Genomic DNA, 24114 nt, shown 5'->3' with positions numbered 1-24114 from the left:
ATAGCCTTGTTACTTTAACAAGGCTTTATTATCAAGTCACTGCAAGAATAAGAACTAATGGTACCAACCATTTGTGTAGGCTAAATTACCTAAGTTCGCATGGGCTAGGGCTTTTTTAACTAGTTGCTCATCGTTTTCACATGGTACAAGCTGGTTATTGCTATACGTATAGGTGGTAGCTGTTTTTTGTGGTTGTAACACCACCACTTTATTATCGTGCATATATGCAAAGTTTTTGTCGTATTGCATCATTGCGCGTTGTTTGTTGTCGCTAATTGGCTTTGATAAATCATGGCCTATCATAGGGTGCTTACCACTTGCGCCAATTAAAGACAGTAGAGTAACAGGAATATCTATCTGGCTGGCTAGTTGGCTATCTCGTTTATGGGTAATACCTTTACCAAAAATAACGGCCGGAATTTTAAAGTGATCAACCGGTACTAAATTCGAACCCGATACGCGTGAGTCGTGATCGGCAATAACTATAAACACGGTATCGTCCCAGTAGCTCGATTTCTTGGCTTTTTTGATAAAGGTGCCTAGTGCGTAATCGGCATACTTTGCTGCATTATTACGGGTTTGTTTTTGTTTGTCGTACAGCGTTATTTTATCGTCAGGAAAGTCATACGGACTATGATTAGAGCTTGAGAATATAAGGCTAAAAAAGGGTTTGTTTTGATTTTTAAGCTTAGTAAGTTCTATGTCGGCTTGGTCGTACAAGTCTTCGTCTGATGCGCCCCACGAGCCATTAAAGTCTATTTTTTTAAAATTATTTGTATCTACGATACTTTTAAAACCGTTGCCTAAAAAGAAGCTGCGCATGTTATCAAAATGGCTTTCGCCACCATAAATAAACTGCGTGTTGTAATTTTGCTTCGCTAAAAAATCAGCAATGGTAAAAAAGTCACGTTGTGATTTATCAAGCTTAACAACTGCACGCGAAGGCGTTGGTGTAAACCCTGTAATTACTGCCTCAATTCCACGTACTGAACGTGTACCCGTGGCGTATAAATTATCAAACCCCCAGCCTTGTTTATAAAGGGCGTCGATATTAGGTGTAAGCGGTAAACCGCCAAGCGTGCCTACATAACGAGCACCTAAACTTTCTTGTAAAATAATGACTAAATTTTTGGGTTTACCTATATTGCTTGATTCATGAAACGTTTTTGTAGGGGCGGTTACATCATTAAATGTGCCTTGCGTGTTTTGCATGTTACTACGCACAATACTAAGCAATTCATCGGTAGGCATTTTGCCATAATAGTCTTGGCTTGATTGTTCGTTAGAGAGTTGCTTAACTGCAAATGCGACGCTATAAAGTGAGTTAAGGGTTAAGTCGTTAAGTAAGTGATCAGTAGAGAACGAGACCATGGCGGGGTTAAGTGGTCTGTGCCCTAATGAGTTACGCGCGCCCAAAATAGTTAAGCATACTAAAACAAGCGCTAAAATTGATTGGTTTAAGGCTGTTAGTGATGACGTACTTTGCCATTGATTGCTAAATACTTTACTTGCAAATTTACAGCTTAAAACAAGTGCTATAACAGCAATAAATACTTCTAACTTATAGCCTGAAAAAATCATTTTTGAGACTTCTTTAGGGTAAATTAAATATTCTATAAATAAGCGGTTAGGGCGCAAGTCGTACTCGTTTATAAACGTAGGCGTAATCACTTCAAAAAAAACGAGTAAAGCAGACATTCCCACTAAGTAAATTTTAATTAGGCCGCGTACTTTATTTTGCCAACCTACGCTTTGCATCAGTAAGGTAAGTAGTAATGCGGGCATAATAATGTAGCTTAGAGTGGCTATATCTACTCTTAACCCACCTATAAATATAGATAACCACGCATGCGATCCAAATACACGCTCCCCTTGCCATACACTTAATCCAAAGCGAGCAAGTGTTAAAAAGCTAAGTGCCAAAACAGTAAATACAACAAAAATCCATACAGGGCCAAGTGCATTTTGTATTTTAGGTATAAAAGTTAGCTTTATGCCCATAATACAACCCACCAAATAAGAGCGGCAATTAGCATAGCTATAAACACGCTTGCAGAGGCTATATCTTTAGCTAGCCCCGAAAGCTCATGGTATTCACTGCCAATTCTATCAACTACAACCTCAACTGCCGTATTTACCAGCTCAGCAAACAATATAAAAAGCAGGCTAGCTATAAGCAGTAATTTATCCCTTAGTGCAATTTCTTGTAGCCATACAAACACACCGAGTAGCGAAAACAGTGCTAGCTCTTGTTGAAACGCCGCTTCAAATCGACTCATCCATTTTAAGCCGTTAAAAGAATGGCTTAAGGTAAAAATAAGGCGCATTAAGCCTTGGCGTTTTATAACGGTTTTATTACTCATATTTTTATTTCGCTTGGTGTTGTTTGGCAGCTAGCAAGTAAATCGAGCGATGCCTGATACGTTTTGCTTTTAATGCCAATTAAATTTAAAAGGGTGTGAAAAATATTGTTGTGTGAGCGTGCAGCAGTGGTGTCTAAATTAGCTAAACAGGTATTGGTAATGCGCTGGTTATGCTCATCAGCCCACATATAAAGAGGAACGTGCGTTTGTGTACTTGGGGCAAAGCTATACGGAAAACCATGCAAATAAGCACCGCCTTCGCCAAGTGATTCACCATGATCAGAGACATATAAAAACTGTTTATCTATGTTGTTTGGTAGTGCTTTTAATTGCTCAATTACTTGAGCGTTAACAAAGTCGCTGTACGCAATTGTGTTGTCGTAGGTATTAACTAATTCATCGAGTGAGCAGTTTTGAATGTCGCTTCTATCGCACGTAGGCGTAAATTGCTTAAATTTATCTGGGTAGCGTTTAAAGTAGGTTGGCCCGTGTGAGCCCATCATGTGGAGGACAATAACGGTGTTAGCTTGGCTTAAATTAGCGAGTTTGCGTTTAAGTGGAGCAAGGAGTGCTTCATCAAAACAATATTTCCCATCGCAAAGCGCTGATGGGGTGGTTGGGATATCAATGTTAACAACACGGGTGCATACGTTTTTACAGCCGCTGTTGTTATCAACCCACAGTACGTCGCTGCCAGCTTGTTGTGCTAAATCAATCAGGTTTTGTTGGTTGTCGGCTGCTAATCGATCAAAGTTATCTTGTGTTTGCAGTGAAAACATACACGGCACAGACACAGCAGTAGCGGTGCCACAAGACGCCACATTATTAAAATACGTCACATTATGCTTTTGTGTATAAGGGTTGGTGTTGCGCTTATAACCTTGATAAGCAAAGTTTTCTGCTCGTGCGGTTTCGCCAACAACCATAACTGTTACGCTGATGGTGTTAGGCGTAATGAGAGTGGGTGTTGCATCTATATTTTTAAATTCCATGTTGGTATACAGCAGCTGATCGCGCATATATTTATAACCGCTAGAGAGATATTGAAACGGAATAATTTCTTTTTTCAAAATGCGGTTGTTACGTCCAGTGGCTGCGTAATCGGCGTAAAAGTTAGCGACCACTAAAGCAATTAGTGAGCAGCACGCTATAATAAGTTTTATACGACTAATAGCTTCTTGGTGAGGGCGGGTAAAGTGTATTTTTACTTTGCTTAATATAAAAACAGGTAGCGCACAAAACAGTAGTAGAAAGCCTATGAGCTGCGGATTTAAATAGCTCAGCGCTTCACTTGAATCAGTTTCGAACGTGTTTTGAATCATTGAATAGTCAAACACGACACCGTAATTTAATGAGCCGTAAAGCACGGCACTCGAAATTATCAGTAAAAGATAGTTAACTGGTTTTAGTAACCATCTAACCGACACTATTGAAAAGAAAATAATTAAAAGGCATAACAAAAGCAGTGGCACGGAAAGTAAAAATAGCCATGAAAAAGATGCAAGTGAGGTGATGGCGCTAAACGAACCTTGAATAAAAGGAATGTTTATAACTAAACAGTAATAACAGGCAATCATCACTACAAAGGCATTTGCACTACAGTGAATGTAAAACCGTTTACTACGATTTGGCTTTTTTTGTGCTGATGTTTGGCTAGTTATGTTCATATTTAGGCTCGTTTTAAATAACAACGCCATGCTATGCCATAATACTTAAGAGCTGCTTAAGGGAACCTACGCATTACCTGAAGGTGATAAATAATTTTATTTATAAAAATATTCTCAAAAATTAATCAAACCTTAAATAAGGGATATAAGAATAGTGAATTTCTGAGAATAAAATTAGAGCATAAAAAAACCACTACTAGCTTGTATAATGAATTTTAAAACCTGATAAATTGCCTTTTAGTCTTTTTGTTAGATTAACTTTGGTGTTGACTTAAAGGGCCTAGCGCGGTACTAATATAAAAAGAGAGCGAAGGAATAACCTTCGCGATAATTGAACAAAATTTGGTATTAATTACATGCTTACAAACGCACTTAACCTAGTCCTGATTATTATCGTGGTGATTATTCCCGCGAGGGCTTCGTAGTGCTTTAAAAACTTAAGCATTAAAAAAGCCCTCCGCACTTAACCGTTCGGAGGGCTTTTTAGTTTTAAGGGCAAAGTTTTTAGCGTAAAAATGTAATTGGGTTGTCACTGAGGAATGAGGGTTTATTAATGACAGGCGCAGAACTAACAATCGACTTATTGGCCAAACACGGCGTAAATGAAGTATTTGGCTACCCAGGCGGAGCTATTATGCCAATTTACGATGCGCTGTATGGCGCGCCAGTCAAACACTACCTTACTCGTCATGAGCAAGGTGCAGGGTTTGCAGCTGTTGGTTATGCTCGCAGCACGCGTAAATTAGGTGTGTGTTTTGCAACATCGGGCCCAGGTGCAACTAACTTAATAACAGCCCTTGCTGATGCGATGATGGACTCAGTACCATTATTGGCGATCACCGGCCAAGTGCCTACTGCAGCTATTGGTTCAGATGCGTTTCAAGAAATAGATGTACTAGGTATGTCGCTTTCGTGTACTAAGCACAGCTACATGGTAGAACGAGCGGAAGACTTAGCAGAGATATTACAAGAAGCGATTCATTTAGCGCAAAGCGGCCGACCAGGTCCTGTACTTGTCGATATCCCAAAAGATATTCAAATGGCGCAAGTACCTTTTAAGCCTTGGCTTGCAGCTGATGAATACTTACCTGAGTTAGATTTAAAGCAAGTTGCTATTGCTAATCAATTGTTGAGTGAGGCTAAACAGCCTGTAGCGTACGTAGGCGGTGGTGTACAAGCCGCTGATGCGCAAGACGAGTTAATGCAGTTTTTAAATAAAACTCAGATGCCGGCTGTATCAACACTAAAAGCATTAGGCAGTGTGTTACCTGACTACGAGCATTACTTAGGTATGCTAGGTATGCATGGTGGTCAAGCCGCTAATATTGCCGTGCAAGAATGTGATGTACTTGTGTGTATAGGTGCGCGCTTTGATGACCGCGTAACGGGTAACTTAGCTAAATTTGCAGCTAAAGCTAAAGTAATTCATTTGGATATTGATGCCGCTGAAGTAGGTAAGCGTAAACCAGCTAAAGCTTCATTAATTGCTGATTTAAAAACGTCGTTACCTGCACTTGAGTGCTTTGTAACACCTAAAGCGTGGTGTGACACAAATAAAGAAATGAATATTAAACACGCGTGGCGTTACGATTACCCAGGTGAGAAGGTCTACGCACCGTACTTATTAAACCAACTGAGCCAACGCATGCCAAAAACTGGCGTTGTGTGTTGCGATGTAGGTCAGCATCAAATGTGGGTAGCACAACACATGAAGTTTACTCACCCGAGTAATCATTTAAGTAGTGGTGGCGCCGGCACAATGGGCTTTGGTTTACCGGCTGCTATTGGCGCACAAGTAGCACGCCCTGATGACTTTGTTATCACTGTATCGGGCGATGGCTCAATAATGATGAATATTCAAGAATTGGCCACGATTCGCCGTAATAATTTACCTGTAAAAATATTAATTTTAGATAACCAGCGTTTAGGGATGGTTCGCCAATGGCAGGAACTGTTTTTTGAAGGACGTTACTCTGAAACTAACCTTTCGGATAACCCAGACTTTGTGCAACTAGCTGCTGTATTTGGTATTCCAGGGCAAACGATTACCCACGCTAACCAAGTTGATGATGCTATTACAGCATTAGTTAACAGCAAAGGCCCGTACATAGTACATGCCTGTATTGATGATAAAGAAAATGTTTGGCCACTTGTACCACCAGGGGCTGCTAACGACGAAATGATGACGGAGAAAGCAAAATGAAACACAGCCTAACTATTGCATTAAAAAGCCAAAGTATAGCGGTAGAACGCTTTTTACGAGTGGTGCGTCATCGTGGTTTTAACCTAACGCATTTTCAGCTCAATATGGATGATGGCTTATACAACGTAGCCATGACGGTAGATAGTGATAAACCTATTCATCTATTAACCAGCCAGCTAAACAAGCTGGTGGATGTAAAAGAAGTCACTTTACAAAATTTACAGCACCAACAGGCTGTGTAATTACGAATTACAAAATAATTTACGAGTAACTGAGTTACTCGGTTATTCACCAATTTTAGAATGAGGAATGCCCGCTTATATTGCGGCAAAAACTGAGGTAACTATGGCTAAATTAAGAAGTGCAACAACAACTGAAGGACGTAAACGTGCAGGCGCAAGAGCATTATGGCGCGCAACAGGTATGACCGACTCTGATTTTGGTAAACCGATTATTGCCGTAGTTAACTCGTTTACACAATTTGTACCAGGGCATGTACACCTTAATCAGCTTAGTGAGCTTATGGGTGAGACAATAACCCAAGCCGGTGGCGTTCCAAAAGAATTTAATACCATTGCTATTGATGATGGCATTGCGATGGGACACGGCGGTATGCTTTATTCGCTGCCTTCACGCGATTTAATTGCTGACTCGGTTGAATACATGGTAAATGGTCATTGCGCCGATGCGATGATCTGTATTTCAAACTGCGACAAAATCACTCCAGGGATGATGCTTGCAGCGCTACGTTTAAACATACCGGTAATATTTGTATCGGGCGGTCCAATGGAGGCGGGTAAAACTAAACTTGCTAACATCGACATTAAACTTGATTTAGTTGATGCCATGGTTAAAGGCGCAGATGAATCGGTAAGTGATGCAGATTCAGAGCAAGTAGAGCGCTCTGCGTGTCCTACATGTGGTTCGTGTTCAGGCATGTTTACTGCAAACTCAATGAACTGTTTGTTAGAGGCAATAGGCTTAGCACTTCCGGGTAACGGTACCACGCTTGCCACTCATAAAGACCGTAAACAACTGTATGTTGAAGCAGGGGCTCGTATTGTTGATTTATGTCGTGAGTACTATCAAAAAGATAATCAAGATGTATTGCCACGCGCAATTGCCAATAAAACAGCCTTTATGAATGCAATGGTTGTTGATATTGCAATGGGCGGCTCGTCAAATACCGTATTACATTTACTCGCAGCAGCGCAAGAAGCTGGCGTTGATTTTGATATGTCGCACATTGATGCGCTTTCTCGTAAAACACCGTTTTTATGTAAAGTTGCACCAGCAACACCAGAGTACCATATTGAAGATGTCCACCGTGCAGGTGGCATGATGGCAGTTGTACGCGAGCTTGGTAAAGCGGGCTTAGTTGATATGTCGGTTAATCATGTAGCTGGGTCAACAATGGCTGAGCTTGTTAAAAAATGGGATGCAACCGACCCAACTAACGAAGTTGCGCGCAAATTTTACCGTGCGGGTCCTGCGGGCATTCGAACTACTAAAGCAATGAGCCAAGAGTGTCGTTGGGATGAAGGCGATAATGACCGCGTGAATGGGTGTATTCGAAGCGTTGAACATGCTTTTCGCCAAGACGGTGGCTTAGCTGTGCTTTCGGGTAATCTAGCCGTTGATGGTTGTGTTGTAAAAAGTGCTGGCGTAGTTGACGAAATGCTACATTTTGAAGGCACCGCCATTGTATACGAATCACAAGATGATTCAGTAGAAGGGATTTTAAATAACGAAGTAAAAGCCGGCGATGTAGTGGTTATTCGTTATGAAGGCCCTAGAGGCGGCCCAGGTATGCAAGAAATGCTATACCCAACAAGCTACTTAAAATCGAAAGGCTTAGCTGAAAAGTGTGCTCTTATTACAGATGGTCGCTTTTCGGGTGGTACTTCGGGTTTATCAATTGGCCATGTATCGCCAGAGGCGGCGAGTGGTGGTGCAATCGCTTATGTTGAAAATGGCGACAAAATCATTATTGATATCGCAACACGTGAAATCACATTAGCGCTAAGCGATGAAGAACTTGAGGCACGTAAACAAAAGCAATTAGCACGCGGAAAAATGGCGTACAAGCCAGTTGATCGTGAGCGTTATGTATCGTCTGCTTTAAAGGCTTATGCATTACTTGCAACAAGTGCCGATAAAGGCGCAGTGCGCGACTTAGCTAAATTGGAGGCGCTTAGTTAATTATGGTCTCTCAAGAGCTCGATTATTTTCGCGCTATTATTCAAGCAAACATGGAGCCTTTGGCTAAAGTTACTGAGGTTAGCGAAATGGCTGAACTCAGTAAAAAGCTAGGTAACCATGTTTGGTTAAAGCGTGAAGACCAACAGCCCGTGTATTCATTTAAGTTACGCGGTGCGTATAACAAATTAAATAAATTACCTAAAGGCTCAGTGGTTATTACTGCTTCTGCGGGTAATCATGCTCAAGGGGTTGCATTGAGTGCATCTCACCTTGGGCATCAAGCAACTATTGTAATGCCAGTAACAACGCCTGAAATAAAAGTCAGCGCAGTGCGCGCACTTGGCGGTGAAGTTGTATTACATGGCCATCATTTTGATGCAGCAAAAGCCTATGCGCTTGAGCTTACAGAGCAGCGTAACGGTATATTTGTCCCGCCATTTGACGATCCGGATGTCATTGTTGGTCAAGGCACTGTAGCACGCGAGTTAATGCAGCAATTAAACGAGCTTGATGCTGTGTTTATTCCTGTTGGCGGCGGCGGTTTACTTGCTGGTATGGCGGTTTACATTAAATCGTTGCGTCCAGATATAAAAGTAATTGGCGTAGAAGCCGACGAAAGTGCGTGTTTACAAGCAGCACTTGAAGCCGGTAAGCCAGTAGAGCTTGATCGCGTTGGTAGTTTTGCCGATGGCGTAGCGGTTAAAATTATTGGCACTGAAACATTTCGTTTAGCGCAAAAGTTTTGCGATGAAGTTGTAACCGTTACTAGCGATGAAATATGTGCTGCCATGCAGGATATTTTTGTATCTACCCGTGCAATTGCAGAGCCTTCAGGTGCACTTGCAACGGCAGGGCTTAAAAAGTGGAGTCAGCAGTCGGGGTTAAAAGGACTACATTTAGCGGCTGTGCTTTCGGGTGCTAATTTAAACTTTGATCGCCTGCGTTATGTTGCAGAGCGCACTGCGCTGGGTGAAAAAAACGAAGCGTTATTAGCGGTTACTATTAAAGAAGAAAAAGGCAGTTTTAAACAGTTTTGTGCTTCTTTAGGTGGCCGTGCTATTACTGAGTTTAACTACCGTTATGCAGGACCTGGTGAAGCACAAATATTTGTGGGCATTGCTCTGCGCCAAGGCGAGGAAGAACTCAAAGAGCTAAAGCAAGACTTAACAAATAATGATTACCAATTTTGCGACCTGTCGGATAACGAACTCGCTAAATTACATGTGCGCTATATGGTTGGCGGAAAAGCACCAGAGCAATTACATGAGCGCTTACTTCGCTTTGAATTTCCTGAATATCCAGGTGCGCTTGCACGCTTTTTAGATACTTTAGGTAGTAATTGGAACATTACCTTATTTCATTATCGTAATCACGGTGGTTCGATGGGGAATGTACTGGCAGGTTTTGCTATTGAGCCAAGTCAGTATGAGATGTTTAACGAGCACTTAAACCGTTTAGGTTACAGTGTACAAGATGAAACACAAAATCCGTGCTTTAGCCAATTTTTAACATCAAAACCGCAAGCAGAAAAAGCCGAAAAACTCGCCTCAGTATAACTCTTCTTTAAAGGCAGGCACCTAACTAGGGTGCTTGCTTTATTACACGTTTTACATATAGTTACAGGTAATCGTCATACTTTTTGAGGACACCTATTTGCTATTTAAAGGATTAATCATTGGATTGTGCTTTTTTTGCAGCCATATCGCGGCGCAAGAATCAGTCACATTACAGCTAAAATGGACACATCAGTTTCAGTTTGCTGGCTACTATATGGCTAAGCAAAAAGGCTTTTATAATGAAGCAGGCCTTGATGTAACTATTAAACAAGCTAATCCAATGAAACCTGATACCTTTGGTCCTGTGGCCAGTGGCGAAGCACAATTTGGTGTAGGGCATTCCGGTATTTTACAGCAACGTATTAATGGTCAGCCTTTTGTTGCAATGGCAGCCTTATTGCAGTTTTCACCTTATTGCTGGATGGTAAAAGACACGTCTGATATTTTTCACCCTCGTGACTTTGTTAATAAACGTATCACTGCTGTGAGCAAAAATGACGGCACCGAGCTACTTATTATGCTTAAACGCAGTGGCGTTGATGTAGATAAACTCAAAGTTTACAATGGCGAAAATTTTAACCAGGCTTGGATTGAAAACAAGCTAGATGCTATGCAAGTTTATGTTACTACAGAGCCTTATTATATGACTCAACAAGGCGTAGCTCATCGGCTTGTTTGCCCACAGCGTTATGGTATGGATGTATATAGCGACATTTTATTTACCAGCGAAAACATGCTTAAGCAAAATCCACAAACGGTCGAAAAATTCTACCAAGCGAGCCTAAAAGGTTGGCGCTATGCAATGATGAATATGGATGAAGCCATTGCAGTTACCCAGCAAAACTATGCACCGAGTAAGAGCTTTCATCAGCTCGCCTTTGAGGCTGAAGTACTAAAAAGTTATATAACCCCACCCACTACCAGTTTAGGGCATATGTCGATAGCAAAGTGGCGCTTAATAGCTGACTTATATGGCATACAGCAAAACGAATTTGACGAAGTGAAATCTCACTTTATTTATAAATACCAAGAGCCTGAAAAGATGCAATTATCATGGATGCTTATAGCAGCTATTTTGGTGAGTATTATTTCAATACCTTTGTATTTACGGCTGATTTTTAGCCAAAAATAACTGCTTAATGAGAGCTCACTGAGCTGATATAATTAATTGTCTTTTTATTTTTTAAGCTGTTATGACTTTAGCTGAGCAATTTTTTGCACTTGATTCACTTTTAATGCGCCATCGTCAGTATTGGCAGTGCACCGCATTTGATTTTGACACTATTCCTTGGCCAGAGCTGCAAGGCATACTTAACGAACTAACTGATGATCAGGTAACCGTTCTTGATAATGATCAAAATCAGCTATACCAATTTTTTAGCCAACACATAAACCAACTTGATGAACTTGCAAAGTTATGCGAGTTACCTAGCTCTGCACACTCTCGAGCTGATTATCCGTTTTGGATAAGTAACGGCATTAAAGGTCGTAAGTTTGATCAGTTACAAGATTTTGTATCTGCACTACCTAATACTAAGCAACCAGTTTTAGAGTGGTGTGCGGGTAAAGGACACTTAGGGCGAATGCTTGCTTTTAATGGCGCAAGTGATGTGCATAGTATTGAACTGCAACAAAGCTTATGCGAGCAAGGACAAAAAAGTGCACAGCAACAAGGCTTGGCAATGCACTTTAGCCAAGCTGATGTATTAAAAGAGGATATCACTCAATTTTTTAATGCTGATATGCATGCCGTAGCGCTACACGCATGTGGTGGTTTGCACCAAGCATTTATGCGCCAAGCAAGTTTAGCGAAAGTACAGCAAATTAGCTTTTCACCTTGTTGCTATCATTTATTTACGGCTAATGAGTACCGTGTAATGAGTGAGGTTGCAAACCAAAGTGAGCTTAACCTAACGCATCGCGACTTAAAGCTTGCATTGCAAGAAACCGTTACAGCGCCTTCTCGTCTGGAAAAAGTACGTAAAACAGAACTAGAATGGCGACTTGGTTTTGATGCACTTAGAAAATCGATTACTGGCGAGCAATATTATGTAAGCGTACCTTCGGTTAACAAAGCTATATTCTCAGATTCGTTTAAATCATTTTGTGCATGGGCTGCAGATAAAAAGGCAATAAACCTACCTCAAGATACTGATTATAATAAATATTTAGATACTGGTGTTGCTCGAAAAAAAATAACTGACCGAGTTGAACTGGTTCGACATGTGTTCAGAAGAGCAATTGAAGTTTGGCTTGTGCTCGATCGTGCTTTATATTTGCAACAGCAAGGCTATCAAGTAAGCGTTAAAACGTTTTGTGAAAAGCAGTTAACGCCTCGTAATATTTTGATTCTTGCTAATACCCATTAAATTTCCGTCCTCGACTTAATAAGAGATACAATGAGAAAGTTAAAAAATTTATTCGATAACAATAAACGTTGGGCTGCACGTACAAGCGAAGCTGATCCTGAGTTTTTTAAAATTTTATCTATGCAACAAAATCCAGAGTATTTATGGATTGGTTGTTCAGACTCTCGTGTACCTGCTAATCAAATAGTTGATTTATTACCAGGCGAATTATTTGTGCATCGTAACGTTGCAAACGTGGTTGTACACACTGACCATAACTGTTTGTCGGTTATGCAGTACGCTGTAGAGGTTTTAAAAGTAAAACATATCATGGTAGTAGGTCACTATGGCTGTGGTGGCGTACAAGCCGTTTTAAACAATGCAAAATTTGGCTTTATTGATAATTGGCTACGCCATGTAGGGGATGTAAAAGAAAAGCATCTTGAACAACTTGATGCAATGCCAGAAAGCGAACGTTTAAGCCGCCTTATTGAGCTAAATGTAATTGAGCAAGTACGTAATGTATGCCGTACTAACATTGTGCAAGATGCGTGGGATCGCGGCCAAGAGCTAAGCGTTCATGGTTGGGTTTATGGTTTAGAAAACGGCCATCTTCATGATTTAGAATCTGTAGTAACGTGCGCGAGTGAAGAAACGCAAAGCTACAAAAAAGCAGTGCAGCACGTACTTAATAAAGTGGGCGAAAATAAATAAATTTATGACTAAAACGGCGATATTAATAGGTGCTACAGGTTTGGTCGGTAATGAGTTGCTACATAAGCTACTTAAGAGCGATCGTTATACCAAAGTGGTTACGTTAAGTCGTCGGGCTTTGCCTATTACACACGCAAAGCTAGTTAATCACGTTATTGATTTTGAAAAATTAACTCAATACGTTGAGCTTTTTAAAGGTGACGTATTGTTTTCGTGTTTGGGCACAACCCGTAAACAGGCGGGCTCTACACAAGCTCAGCGTAAAGTAGATTTTGATTATCAGTTTATAGCGGCTCAGTTAGCGGCATGTAATGGTGTTACGCATTACTGCTTAGTGTCATCAAGCGGGGCGAACACGCACAGTAATAGTGCTTATTTGAAAATGAAGGGTGAGCTTGAGCAACATATAAAAGCACTCCCTTTTGATAAAATAAGTATTTTACAACCATCTTTATTATTAGGTGATCGTGAGCAATTTAGAGTGGCAGAAAAGATAGGCAGTATTATTTTTCCTGTTATTACGCGACTTCCGTTTTTAAAGCGTTACAAACCAATAACTGGCGAGCAAGTTGCGCAAAAAATGCTGAGTGTGAGTTTAGCGCAGCAGGCTAAGTTATTTTATTATGTGCTAGATGAGCTATTTGAATAAACTTAGTAAAACGCAAAAGGCAGCCTAAGCTGCCTTTTTTGTACACTAAATTAATACCAATTTTATTAAAAAAATGATCATTCTAGCGTATTAAATAACTCACTAACTACGTTAAAAATTATTTATATAGAACAACTATGTACCATAATTTTAGCCTTGTTATTGAGCTATTTTCTTATCGCTATAATAGAACACTAATTTAATGCAATTGGTATAATTATTCAGCATCAGTTTTAGTGCTAAGTTGTTGCTCAAGCAATGCAACTTTAGCTTCAAGTTCGGTTAGTTTTTCGCGAGTACGAATAAGTACTTGGCTTTGCACATCAAATTCTTCACGGCTCACAAAATCCATCTCAGCAAGCTTGTTTTGTAAAACTTGCTTTGTTTTACCTTCGAGTGTCTCTGCTAGGTTTTTTACACCTTGTGGCATATTGCTAGTAATTTGCTTAGCAATTTCTTCAAGTTTTGCTGGGTTGATCATATTTGTCCCTTCGATGCGGCCTAAAATAATAATAACTAATATTACCTTATACCCACGGTATTTAACACATGATCATCTTTACCTTAATTAATTAAGGCAATTACTATGCTCGCAGTAATGGTTACGTTAAAATTGCGCGTCTTTTAAATTTCTTTGGTCGTTATGAAACTCAATCCTAAACAAGATGAAGCCGTAAAATATATTAGTGGTCCATGCTTAGTACTCGCAGGCGCAGGCTCTGGTAAAACCCGTGTTATTACGAATAAAATCGCTTATTTAGTGAAAAAATGTGAGTACAAAGCGCGAAATATAGCCGCTGTTACTTTTACCAATAAAGCAGCCAAAGAAATGCGTGAACGAGTACTGCAAACGCTCGGAAAGCAAGACGCTAAAGGTTTATGGGTATCAACGTTTCATACACTCGGTTTAGAAATAATAAAAAAAGAGTTAAGCACATTAGGGTTTAAACCCGGCTTTTCGTTATTTGATGATCAAGATACCAATCAGCTTCTAAGTGAGCTCACCGAAGATGAGCTAAAAAAAGACAAGGACTTACTCAAACTACTTAAAATGGAAATTGGTAGTTGGAAAAATGAATTAGTACTGCCAGAGCAAGCAATACGCGAAGCGCGTGATGCGCAAAAGGCATTGTTTGCACAGCTGTATGCTCGCTACCAAAATCAGCTACGTGCTTATAACGCACTGGATTTTGATGATTTAATTATGATCCCTACCTTGCTACTTACTAATAATGCCACTTCCCGTGAGCGCTGGCAGCAACGCTTTAAATACTTGCTGGTGGATGAGTATCAAGATACCAATACAAGCCAATATCAACTTGTTAAATTGCTAGTAGGCGAGCGTGCCCGTTTTACTGTGGTAGGTGATGACGATCAATCAATTTACTCATGGCGTGGTGCTCGCCCGCAAAACTTAGTGTTATTAGGTAAAGACTACCCAGGGCTTAGACTTATAAAGCTTGAGCAAAACTATCGAAGTGCAGGGCGAATACTAAAAGCGGCTAACATTTTAATTGCGAATAACCCACATGACATAGAGAAAAAGTTATTTAGTGAACTAGGTTATGGTGAGCCGATTAAAGTAATAGGGTGCCGCGATGAAGAGCATGAATCTGAGCGTGTGGTTGCTGAAATAATTTCACATAAGTTTATGAAGCGAACCAGCTATAAAGATTACGCGATTTTATATCGTGGTAATCATCAAGCACGTGGCTTTGAAAAATCATTAATGAGTAACCGTATCCCTTATAAAATTAGTGGCGGTATGTCGTTTTTCGCTCGTTCGGAAATTAAAGATATTATGGCGTATTTACGTTTGCTAGTTAATCAAGATGATGACAATGCATTTTTACGTATCGTAAATACACCGCGACGCGAAATAGGCACGGTTACACTTGAAAAGCTTGGTACGCTTGCTAACGAAAAACACGCGAGCTTATTTGCTACCTGTTTTGATAACGATTTAGGCTACAGACTAAAAGGGCGTGGTTTTAATGCGCTTGCTGGATTTGCACGCTGGGTTGTTGAGCTATCTGATAACGCAGTACGCGGTGATACGCTCGAAGCTGTTAAAGACTTAGTGCGTAATATTAATTACGAGGCATATTTGTACGAGTCGTCACCGAGTGCTAAAGCGGCTGAAATGCGTATGAAAAACGTATCAGAGCTGTATCGTTGGATCACCGATATGTTGACCGGTGATGCCGACAACGAACCAATGACATTAGCCGAGGTTGTTAGCAAGCTAACCCTTCGCGATATGCTTGAGCGTAACGAAGAAGAAGATGAAACCGATGCAGTGCACTTATCAACACTGCATGCATCTAAGGGCTTAGAGTACCCGTACGTATTTATGGTGGGTATGGAAGAGGGTTTACTTCCGCATCAGGTAAGTATTGATGAAGATAACGTAGATGAAGAACGCCGCTTAGCTTATGTTGGTATTACTCGTGCACAGCAGGAGTTAACACTTACTTATGCAAAAATACGTCGTCAATTTGGTGAAACCTCACAAACTGAGTTAAGCCGATTTGTACAAGAGTTACCGCAGGACGATCTCGCGTTTGAAAATAAAAAGGCGCCAAATACGCAAGCAGAGCGAATGGAAAAAGGCCAAGCAAGAGTCGCTAACCTTCGTGCAATGTTTAAAAAGCCTGAGTAATACCTCAGGCTAATTTTATAAAGACTGGGTTGCTTGTATTTCAGGTAACTCAGAACACACTAGAGCGTGTTGTTTTCCCACAAAAAATGCCAAACCGTGCTTGTCTAGTAAAGCTCTAAAATTAAGTATTGATGGGCCTTTAGCAATGACTTTCATTGCTTTGAGCTTTGTAATTGCAAGTACGCCCTGTAGCTGAAAATCGTAACTTTCTTGTTGTAAAACACGTTTACTAAAGGTCGAGCTAAGTAGCAGATAGTCAAAATTAATATCGGTTAGTAAATTAAGTTCGCATCGATCTTTAGCGAAATTGTTTAAACCAATTGAATAACCAAGTTGTGATAGCTTTTTGAGGTTTTCTATTTGTGTTGCGCTTGCGTGACGAATTTCTTGCTCATCAAATAGCAAACAGAGCTGGCTATGTCCTTGTTGTTTATTTAGCGTATCTGTAAATAAAACAAATTCGTGCTCCTCGAGTAGTAAACCAGAGCAAGGAACCAGCGCCATAGTTACATTTGCGGTAATTGCTTGTGCATAAGCGCGTTGTAATAACTGTAACTCTATCTCGAGGTGCTGTTCTTTATCTGATGCAAACTTTTTCAAAATATCAAAGCTAGTAAAGCCAAGTATTGGGTGTTCACCAAATGCTTCAAATAAAGATTCAGACTGATGTTGTTCATCAAGAGTAATTATTTCTGAGCTTCTAAAACTCATAGGCAATATATCAAGGTGATGCTGTGCTTTTAGTGCCTGCGCAGGTATTGATTGCGTTAATAGCGGATGAAATAGCTCGTAGCGATTTTTTCCGGAGTTTTTAGCGTGATACATTGCAGCATCGGCATCACGAATAATTTCATCCGTATGCGTATAGCTTTTCTTTGAGTAGGTTATTCCTATACTAGCACCACTTTGAAGTGATTCGCCTTTAAGGAAAAAAGGCTTTTTCATTAAATCGATAATACGATTAGCGACATCTTCTGCTTGTTGAGGCTCAGTTAAGTGCGTTAATAAAATAACAAACTCATCGCCACCTAAGCGTGCTAGTAAATCATGTTCGCGTATACACTGGGCAAATAACTCACTAACGTTAATTAAAAATTGATCGCCAGCATGGTGACCAAGTTGGTCGTTAATGTCTTTAAACTTATCTAAATCAATAAATAAAACAGCAAAATTATGTTCAGGAAAGCGCTGATAATGTTGTAGTGTTTTTTCAAGCTGAGTTAAAAAGAGGCTGCGATTAGGTAAGCTAGTAAGAGAGTCGTGATGTGCGTCGTGATAAAGCTGCTGCTCTATTTTTTTACGCTCATCTATTTGCATTTGTAAGTGCAGATTTGTTTGACGCAGTTCTTTGGTTTTTTCGTTTACTCTAAATTCGAGTTCTTGATGGCTTTTTGCAATCGCTTGATTGGTGAGCTTTGTTTGTAAAACCGCTGCAATTTGATGAGATACAAAGGTAATTAACTCGCAATCATCCCGGCTGAAAATATGTTTGTTATCGTAAGCTTGGCAAACAATAAGGCCGATAACACCTTGAGCTGTTTTAAGTGGAGCGCCTAACCAACTAGTGGCCATTTGCTCTTTTTGTACAGGCTTAGCTCTTTGTACTACACCGCTTTCTATTAATTCTTTTGCTCTACACGGGTGTATAAGTTGCGTTTCTTCAGTGCTTATTACCAGTTCACTATAACCTTTAGCAAAGCGTCTTGGTTGTGTGTTTTCTTTAAATTCATCTACACAATAAGGGAAGCTTATCCAGCCAGACTCTTTATCGTAAAGTGCAATATATAAGTTCTCTGCGTAGGTAATTGTTTTTATTATTTCATGTATCTTAAAGTAAGCATCATCAAGGTTTTTAGCTTGCGTTGCTATTTCAGATATTTTAAACAGAATTTGTTGGCGTTGAAGTGCGCGTTTGCGTTGTTCTATTTCAAGGTTTAACGCGTCGTTACTTTGAGTGAGTGCACGGGTACGAATTTTAACTTCTGACTCAAGGAGCTCTCGTTTTTTTACACGCTCTATTGCAGTTGCTAAATAAAGCGACATAAACTCAAGTAATTGTATTTGTTGTGAGCTATAGCCTTGTTTTGTATCGTAACTTTGCGCTGCTAAAACACCGATAATATTATGTTCTTGGTAAACCGGAACACCTACCCAATGCTCTGCTGGAGTGCCTAATGCTTTAAATAAGCCTTCTGCTGCGGCATTTTGCATTTGCTGCTTGGTAAAACATGTGGTTTTACCCTGTTTAAATACATAACCAGTGGCGCCTTCATCAAAGCTATTTGATTGGTTAAGGGCGACGGCAATACCATCTTTTTCATCTGAAAAGTAAGAAAGTTCTAACGATTGACTGTATTGATTTAATAGCACCACATAAAAACTTTTACTCGGCACATATTTTTGTAAAATGTCGTGGATAGCGGGATAAAGTAGGGTTAGCTCGGCAACAGTACTTGCTTGCTCTGATAATTGTATCAGCGCATTTTGTAAGTGATGTGATTGTTTGTATTTATTGAGTAATGTTTTTAGACGTTTATTTTGATACGCCAATTTACTCGATACTGAGAGTTTATCTTCCAATGATCTAACCGGCTATTTTTATTGTATAGTTATTAGCCTTATACTTTCACTTTTAGCGCTTATCGTCAAGTTGATATTCGTACTATCATACTGGCTAGAAACACTATTTTAGGTATTAAAAAAGGCTTACCGAAGTAAACCTTTTTTGTGTATTTCAGCTGTATTTACTTAGATGTCATGAAGTCGATGGCAGCGCTTATCTCATCATCAGAACAATCCATACAGGTGCCTTTTGGAGGCATCGCATTAAAGCCATTTAGTGCATGCTCAAGTAAAGTGTCTTTACCTTTAGCTATACGTGGAGCCCAATCGTCAGGCGATTTAGGCGCGCCTAGTGCACCAGTACCGTGACATGCAAAACATGCACCTTGATACACTTGCTCACCAGAACGAGGGCCTGTAGGCGCCGCTGCTACAGCAGCTTTATCGCCTTCAAGGTATACAGCACCAACCGGCGCGAGACGTGCTTTAATTGCATCTTCAGTCATAGAGTTATCATATGGCTGTGCGTATGCAGTGGTTGCTAGCATTAATAATGCTGCAGCTGTTAATTTTTTCATTTTGCCTTGCTCACTTCGATTTGAACGTGATCAATCACGATTAAAGATGACGGAAATTAAACCGATTATAACTCTCTGAGCCAATTTATAAAATGCTAAGAGGCGTTTTTATTAATAAAACTGACTACTTTTTGCGTTAACGCAATAAAATTTAATTATTTACTGTTTTTTGTTAAGCAATTTAATAAGCGCAAACAGTCATACAATTAACTTTTAGATCCTAAGATCAATTTATTGATAATACGCTACTAACTAGTTTTTCGATCCCTGCATCGGCTTCAATAATTGATTGCGCAAGCATATAAGCTGGGGTTGTAACTAGCTTATTTGGCTGATCAATAACAACATCATCTACTGCACAATTTATATGTTTAGCGCCTAATGTGCTTAGCGCTTGTGCTGTCTCTGCATCGTTACCAATCGTAAGTACAGCGTTATCGTAAATAAATGGGATCAAAGCGGGTGCAATACACATATAACCAGCAGGCTTATTTTCTTTTGCAAATGATTTACAAGCATTAAGTACGTCTTCATTAATATTTGCTTTTGCGCCTTTAATTGCAAAGTCACATAAGTTTTTTGCAGCGCCAAAACCGCCAGGTACAATTAATGCGTCAAACTGAGTTGCGTCTAGTTCAAGCAGCGATTTAATGTCACCCCGTGCAATACGAGCCGCTTCTGTTAATACATTACGCTTATCAGGCATTACTTCGCCCGTTAAATGGTTAATGGTATGAAGTTGTTCAATATCCGGTGCAAAACACTGATACGTTGCGCCATTTTTGGCTATATGTAATAAAGTTAAAATTGCTTCATTAATTTCACTACCATCGTACACACCAGACCCTGCTAATATTACCGCTACGTTTTTCATGCTTTTGTGCCCCTAAAGTCTTTTTTATAAGTCGATCGGATGAAGTCTAACATGCTCAAAATTTCTCGCGAAAATAAATTTTTAGTACAAAAATCATTCTCTATGCAAGTTGTATTGCGGTTTATGCCATTTGCGATCACTTTGCCTTTAAAAAAATTATAAAGGATCGCTATGATCTTCGATCCATTGTGCTAGAATACTCCTCCGGTTATTTAAATGGACGCGAATAATCAAAGTGAATAACAACACAAGCAGTCGTTAGAAAACCTTTTTCCACATTGGTTTAAAATAATAAAAAAAGAACCTCGTATTATCTTTTTTAAATTAAAACATACAGTTAAAGTATTTTCTAGGCATTTTATAATGCTTTGGAAGAATAGCTCGTGGCTGTTATCTACACACTTATCCACAGCTTGCTATAGTTTTAATAACACGATAAGCAGTAATTCACTGTCGTTTTATTTACTACCTTATGGCATGCTTATAATTACCTTAATTTTTTGCATTTAGGATCCAAATTCACCATGGCTCAGATCCCCGAAAACCCACTTATTTTAGTTGATGGCTCGTCATATTTATTTCGTGCTTATCATTCTCCGCCGCATTTAACTAATTCTAAAGGTGAAGCTACGGGCGCTATTTATGGCGTGATCAACATGCTTAAAAGCTTGATCAGACAATACGATCCCTCACATATGGTGGTTATATTTGATGCTAAAGGTAAAACGTTCCGTAACGATATGTATAGCGAGTATAAGGCAAATCGTCCGCCTATGCCGGATGACTTACGCACTCAAATAGCACCAATACACAGTATTATTAAAGCGATGGGCTTTCCGCTAATTAGTATTGAAGGCGTTGAAGCTGATGATGTTATTGGTACATTTGCACGTATAGCGTCAGAGCAAAAACGACATGTACTCGTCTCTACTGGCGATAAAGACATGGCACAGCTTGTTAATGAACACGTTACGCTAATAAACACGATGACTGACAGTATTTCAGATCCCGTTACCGTGGTTGAAAAGTTTGGTGTAGGCCCTGAACTTATTATTGATTACTTAGCATTAATGGGTGATAAGGTCGATAATATTCCGGGTGTTGAAGGTTGTGGTCCTAAAACTGCAGTTAAATGGTTAGAAAAATATGGTTCTCTTCAAGGTGTAATGGATCACGCCAGTGAGATTAAAGGTAAAATAGGCGAAAAGTTAGCAATTGCTCTTGATCATCTGCCTTTAAGCTACGAACTTGCGACAATTAAGTGTGATGTTGAAGTTGAATCTGATCTTGATACATTCAAACTTCAAGAGCCTAACAAAGACGAATTAATTGCATTATATGGTGAGTGCGAATTCCGTCGTTGGTTAGCTGAATTACTTGATAATCCTAAAGATGCTGAAACACATTTAGCTGTACCTACCGAAGCTACTGAATTACCAAAAGTAGAAGATGCTCATTACGAAACTATTTTAACGCAAGTGCAATTTGATACGCTAATAGAGCAATTAAATAGTGCTGAGTTATTTGCATTTGATACTGAAACAACCAGCCTTGATTACATGAAAGCGCAATTGGTGGGTATGAGCTTTGCCGTAAAATCGGGTGAAGCTGTGTATTTACCGGTAGCGCATGACTACCCAGGTGCGCCTGAGCAATTAAGCCTTGAATTTGTAATGCAAAAGCTAGGTCCCATTTTGGCAGATGAAAACAAAGCTAAAGTAGGGCAAAATCTTAAATATGACAAAAGCGTATTAGCGAATGCAGGTTTTGCGCTAAATGGTATTAAGTTTGACACTATGCTTGAGTCGTATGTATTTAATAGTGTAGGCACGCGTCACGATATGGACTCGCTAGCACTTAAATACCTAGGTCATAAAAATATTAGCTTTGAAGATATTGCTGGCAAAGGTAAAAAGCAACTTACCTTTAACCAAATTGAACTTGAAAAAGCAGCGCCTTACGCCGCTGAAGATGCCGATATTACTTTGCGTTTACACGAAGTGCTTTGGCCAAAAATAGCAGCTGATGAAAAGCTAAAATCGGTATTTGAAGATATAGAAATGCCACTTATTAGTGTGATTTCTGATATTGAACGCACCGGTGTTGCGATAGATAGCAATATGCTTGCAGCACACAGCATGCGTTTAGGCGAGCGTTTAATTGAGCTTGAAAAAGAAGCGTTTGAAATAGCAGGCGAACCATTTAACTTAAGTTCTCCAAAACAGCTACAAGTACTGTTGTTTGAAAAGCTTGGGCTGCCTATTATTAAAAAAACGCCTAAAGGTGCACCTTCTACCGCAGAAGAAGTACTGCAAGAACTTGCTCATGATTATCCGCTACCTAAAGTAATTATAGAGCACCGTGGTTTATCAAAGCTTAAATCAACTTATACCGATAAATTACCATTAATGGTGAATGAGAAAACCCAGCGTGTACATACGTCTTATCATCAGGCAATTACGGCTACGGGGCGCTTGAGTTCAACTGATCCTAATTTACAAAATATTCCTATTCGTTCAGAAGAAGGACGTCGTATTCGTGAAGCGTTTATAGCCGCAGATGGTTATAAAATTGTTGCTGCCGATTACAGTCAAATTGAGCTGCGTATTATGGCGCATCTTTCACAAGACAAAGGTCTATTAAATGCATTTGCTAACGGCTTAGATGTACATAGTGCAACTGCCGCTGAAGTATTTGGTGTAGAGCTTGATGATGTAACTACCGATATGCGCCGTAAGGCGAAAGCAGTAAACTTTGGCTTAATTTACGGTATGTCGGCATTTGGTTTAGCACGTCAGCTAGATGTGCCACGCCACGAAGCGCAGCATTACATAGATAAATACTTTGAGCGTTTTCCCGGTGTATTAGAGTACATGGAAACAACACGCGAAAAAGCAGCTGAAAATGGCTACGTTGAAACAATATTTGGTCGTCGCCTACATTTACCAGAAATAAACGCACGTAATGGGGCGCGCAGAAAAGGAGCCGAACGTGCTGCTATAAACGCACCAATGCAAGGTACTGCCGCCGATATTATTAAAAAGGCAATGCTGAGCGTTAACCGCTGGGTACACGAACAAGCGCCAAATACAATTAAGCTGCTTATGCAAGTGCACGATGAATTAGTATTTGAAATCAAAACAGACTGCGCACCACAATACACAAAACACATCTGTGAACTGATGTCGCAAGCTGCTGCGCTAGATGTACCACTTATAGTTGAAGCTGATGAAGGTGACAACTGGGAACAAGCCCATTAATGTAATTTGAGCATTTTAATTAAAGCGCCTTTTGGCGCTTTTTTTATGTTTAATAAAAATGGCGAATAACAGTGATTCAATCAGGTATATGCAAGCTTTAGTTAAAATAAGGTTAATTTAAGCAACTATTTGTATTAAATAGTTATATGTTCGTCAATTCGAGCTGTTTTACAGGAATATGATTGTATTTTAATGCGTGCTTTTGTTAAAGTCCCGCCTGTCCTATCCTGTAGGACATCCTGTTGATGATGCATCTGAAAGGGTGCAACAAATTGATAGCTTCTCCCCAGTTTGCTATACCGGCCTACCAACTTGTTTGGTGGGCCGTTTTTTGTTTTACGCCTGAAAATCCTATCTAATTAATTCTTTATTGCGCTATACCAATTGTATTATTCATTCGTCATTTCGAGGTGGTTTGGGTACATCGCAGGTGATACCATCGAAGTGATATTATTTTTATTCTTTTCATTTTATTA

17 protein-coding genes are annotated in these 24114 nt (G+C 39.8%); 10 read left to right on the top strand and 7 right to left on the bottom strand.

Going from position 1 to position 24114, the window contains the following annotated elements; translation table 11 throughout:
• Positions 1-54 precede the first annotated feature (54 nt).
• The 3 genes from I6F42_RS10985 to I6F42_RS10975 are packed head-to-tail and all read right to left on the bottom strand — an operon-like array spanning position 55 to position 4030.
• Positions 55-2001 (bottom strand): LTA synthase family protein, encoded by a 1947-nt coding sequence (locus I6F42_RS10985; protein ID WP_197152124.1) that lies wholly within the window; start codon positions 1999-2001, stop codon positions 55-57.
• A complete protein-coding gene (locus I6F42_RS10980) occupies positions 1992-2363 on the bottom strand; it encodes a diacylglycerol kinase (protein WP_197152122.1) in 372 nt (123 codons plus the stop codon). The genes I6F42_RS10985 and I6F42_RS10980 overlap by 10 nt, the downstream gene beginning before the upstream one ends.
• A complete protein-coding gene (locus I6F42_RS10975; RefSeq protein WP_197152120.1) occupies positions 2360-4030 on the bottom strand; it encodes a phosphoethanolamine transferase in 1671 nt (556 codons plus the stop codon). Before I6F42_RS10975 ends, I6F42_RS10980 begins: the two co-directional genes overlap by 4 nt.
• Positions 4031-4583: 553 nt before the next feature.
• Between I6F42_RS10975 and ilvG the strand changes: the two genes are divergently transcribed.
• The 8 genes from ilvG to I6F42_RS10935 all read left to right on the top strand — a co-directional run bounded on the left by ilvG (position 4584) and on the right by I6F42_RS10935 (position 13702).
• Positions 4584-6233, top strand: coding sequence for an acetolactate synthase 2 catalytic subunit (gene ilvG / locus I6F42_RS10970; RefSeq protein ID WP_007582116.1), 1650 nt, complete (start codon positions 4584-4586; stop codon positions 6231-6233).
• Positions 6230-6475 (top strand): acetolactate synthase 2 small subunit, encoded by a 246-nt coding sequence (gene ilvM / locus I6F42_RS10965; protein ID WP_010553831.1) that lies wholly within the window; start codon positions 6230-6232, stop codon positions 6473-6475. The genes ilvG and ilvM overlap by 4 nt, the downstream gene beginning before the upstream one ends.
• A gap of 103 nt (positions 6476-6578) precedes the next feature.
• Positions 6579-8435, top strand: a complete 1857-nt coding sequence (ilvD, locus tag I6F42_RS10960; protein ID WP_010553830.1) for a dihydroxy-acid dehydratase — start codon at positions 6579-6581, stop codon at positions 8433-8435.
• 2 nt (positions 8436-8437) lie between these two features.
• Positions 8438-9991, top strand: coding sequence for a threonine ammonia-lyase, biosynthetic (gene ilvA / locus I6F42_RS10955; protein WP_197152118.1), 1554 nt, complete (start codon positions 8438-8440; stop codon positions 9989-9991).
• Positions 9992-10088: 97 nt separating this feature from the next.
• Positions 10089-11123, top strand: coding sequence for an ABC transporter substrate-binding protein (locus tag I6F42_RS10950; protein ID WP_024594413.1), 1035 nt, complete (start codon positions 10089-10091; stop codon positions 11121-11123).
• A gap of 61 nt (positions 11124-11184) precedes the next feature.
• Entirely contained in the window at positions 11185-12360 is a 1176-nt protein-coding gene (locus I6F42_RS10945) for a methyltransferase (protein WP_197152116.1), read from the top strand.
• Positions 12361-12390: 30 nt separating this feature from the next.
• A complete protein-coding gene (gene can / locus I6F42_RS10940) occupies positions 12391-13053 on the top strand; it encodes a carbonate dehydratase (protein ID WP_197152115.1) in 663 nt (220 codons plus the stop codon).
• Positions 13054-13057: 4 nt separating this feature from the next.
• A complete protein-coding gene (locus I6F42_RS10935) occupies positions 13058-13702 on the top strand; it encodes an NAD(P)H-binding protein (protein ID WP_121954626.1) in 645 nt (214 codons plus the stop codon).
• A gap of 217 nt (positions 13703-13919) precedes the next feature.
• Here I6F42_RS10935 and I6F42_RS10930 read toward each other — a convergent pair whose 3' ends face one another.
• Positions 13920-14183 (bottom strand): accessory factor UbiK family protein, encoded by a 264-nt coding sequence (locus I6F42_RS10930; RefSeq protein WP_007582099.1) that lies wholly within the window; start codon positions 14181-14183, stop codon positions 13920-13922.
• A gap of 162 nt (positions 14184-14345) precedes the next feature.
• On the opposite strand from I6F42_RS10930, the gene rep reads away from it, so the two are divergent.
• Positions 14346-16364, top strand: coding sequence for a DNA helicase Rep (gene rep, locus I6F42_RS10925; RefSeq protein ID WP_024605304.1), 2019 nt, complete (start codon positions 14346-14348; stop codon positions 16362-16364).
• A gap of 15 nt (positions 16365-16379) precedes the next feature.
• Here the strand turns inward: rep and I6F42_RS10920 are convergent, their stop codons facing one another.
• The 3 genes from I6F42_RS10920 to elbB all read right to left on the bottom strand — a co-directional run bounded on the left by I6F42_RS10920 (position 16380) and on the right by elbB (position 20378).
• A complete protein-coding gene (locus tag I6F42_RS10920; RefSeq protein WP_007582095.1) occupies positions 16380-18944 on the bottom strand; it encodes a diguanylate cyclase domain-containing protein in 2565 nt (854 codons plus the stop codon).
• A 164-nt stretch (positions 18945-19108) separates the two neighbouring features.
• A complete protein-coding gene (locus I6F42_RS10915) occupies positions 19109-19504 on the bottom strand; it encodes a cytochrome c5 family protein (protein ID WP_007582093.1) in 396 nt (131 codons plus the stop codon).
• Positions 19505-19730: 226 nt separating this feature from the next.
• Entirely contained in the window at positions 19731-20378 is a 648-nt protein-coding gene (gene elbB / locus I6F42_RS10910) for an isoprenoid biosynthesis glyoxalase ElbB (RefSeq protein WP_165721243.1), read from the bottom strand.
• A gap of 524 nt (positions 20379-20902) precedes the next feature.
• Here elbB and polA point away from each other — a divergent pair.
• Positions 20903-23638, top strand: coding sequence for a DNA polymerase I (gene polA, locus I6F42_RS10905; RefSeq protein ID WP_197152114.1), 2736 nt, complete (start codon positions 20903-20905; stop codon positions 23636-23638).
• The last annotated feature ends 476 nt before the right edge of the window (positions 23639-24114 follow it).

The sequence above is a fragment of the Pseudoalteromonas sp. SWYJZ12 genome, from assembly GCF_015864395.1.
GTDB classification, from domain to species: Bacteria; Pseudomonadota; Gammaproteobacteria; order Enterobacterales; family Alteromonadaceae; genus Pseudoalteromonas; species Pseudoalteromonas arctica.
The sequence above is the reverse complement of the archived record's forward strand: the minus strand, read 5'-3'. Positions and strand labels throughout refer to the sequence as shown.

Bases quoted from the DNA above. Each gene is read 5' to 3' on its own strand.
- I6F42_RS10985 (WP_197152124.1), bottom strand. From the start codon at position 2,001: ATGGGCATAAAGCTAACTTTTATACCTAAAATACAAAATGCACTTGGC.
- I6F42_RS10980 (WP_197152122.1), bottom strand. From the start codon at position 2,363: ATGAGTAATAAAACCGTTATAAAACGCCAAGGCTTAATGCGCCTTATT.
- I6F42_RS10975 (WP_197152120.1), bottom strand. From the start codon at position 4,030: ATGAACATAACTAGCCAAACATCAGCACAAAAAAAGCCAAATCGTAGT.
- ilvG (WP_007582116.1), top strand. From the start codon at position 4,584: ATGACAGGCGCAGAACTAACAATCGACTTATTGGCCAAACACGGCGTA.
- ilvM (WP_010553831.1), top strand. From the start codon at position 6,230: ATGAAACACAGCCTAACTATTGCATTAAAAAGCCAAAGTATAGCGGTA.
- ilvD (WP_010553830.1), top strand. From the start codon at position 6,579: ATGGCTAAATTAAGAAGTGCAACAACAACTGAAGGACGTAAACGTGCA.
- ilvA (WP_197152118.1), top strand. From the start codon at position 8,438: ATGGTCTCTCAAGAGCTCGATTATTTTCGCGCTATTATTCAAGCAAAC.
- I6F42_RS10945 (WP_197152116.1), top strand. From the start codon at position 11,185: ATGACTTTAGCTGAGCAATTTTTTGCACTTGATTCACTTTTAATGCGC.
- can (WP_197152115.1), top strand. From the start codon at position 12,391: ATGAGAAAGTTAAAAAATTTATTCGATAACAATAAACGTTGGGCTGCA.
- I6F42_RS10935 (WP_121954626.1), top strand. From the start codon at position 13,058: ATGACTAAAACGGCGATATTAATAGGTGCTACAGGTTTGGTCGGTAAT.
- I6F42_RS10930 (WP_007582099.1), bottom strand. From the start codon at position 14,183: ATGATCAACCCAGCAAAACTTGAAGAAATTGCTAAGCAAATTACTAGC.
- rep (WP_024605304.1), top strand. From the start codon at position 14,346: ATGAAACTCAATCCTAAACAAGATGAAGCCGTAAAATATATTAGTGGT.
- I6F42_RS10915 (WP_007582093.1), bottom strand. From the start codon at position 19,504: ATGAAAAAATTAACAGCTGCAGCATTATTAATGCTAGCAACCACTGCA.
- elbB (WP_165721243.1), bottom strand. From the start codon at position 20,378: ATGAAAAACGTAGCGGTAATATTAGCAGGGTCTGGTGTGTACGATGGT.
- polA (WP_197152114.1), top strand. From the start codon at position 20,903: ATGGCTCAGATCCCCGAAAACCCACTTATTTTAGTTGATGGCTCGTCA.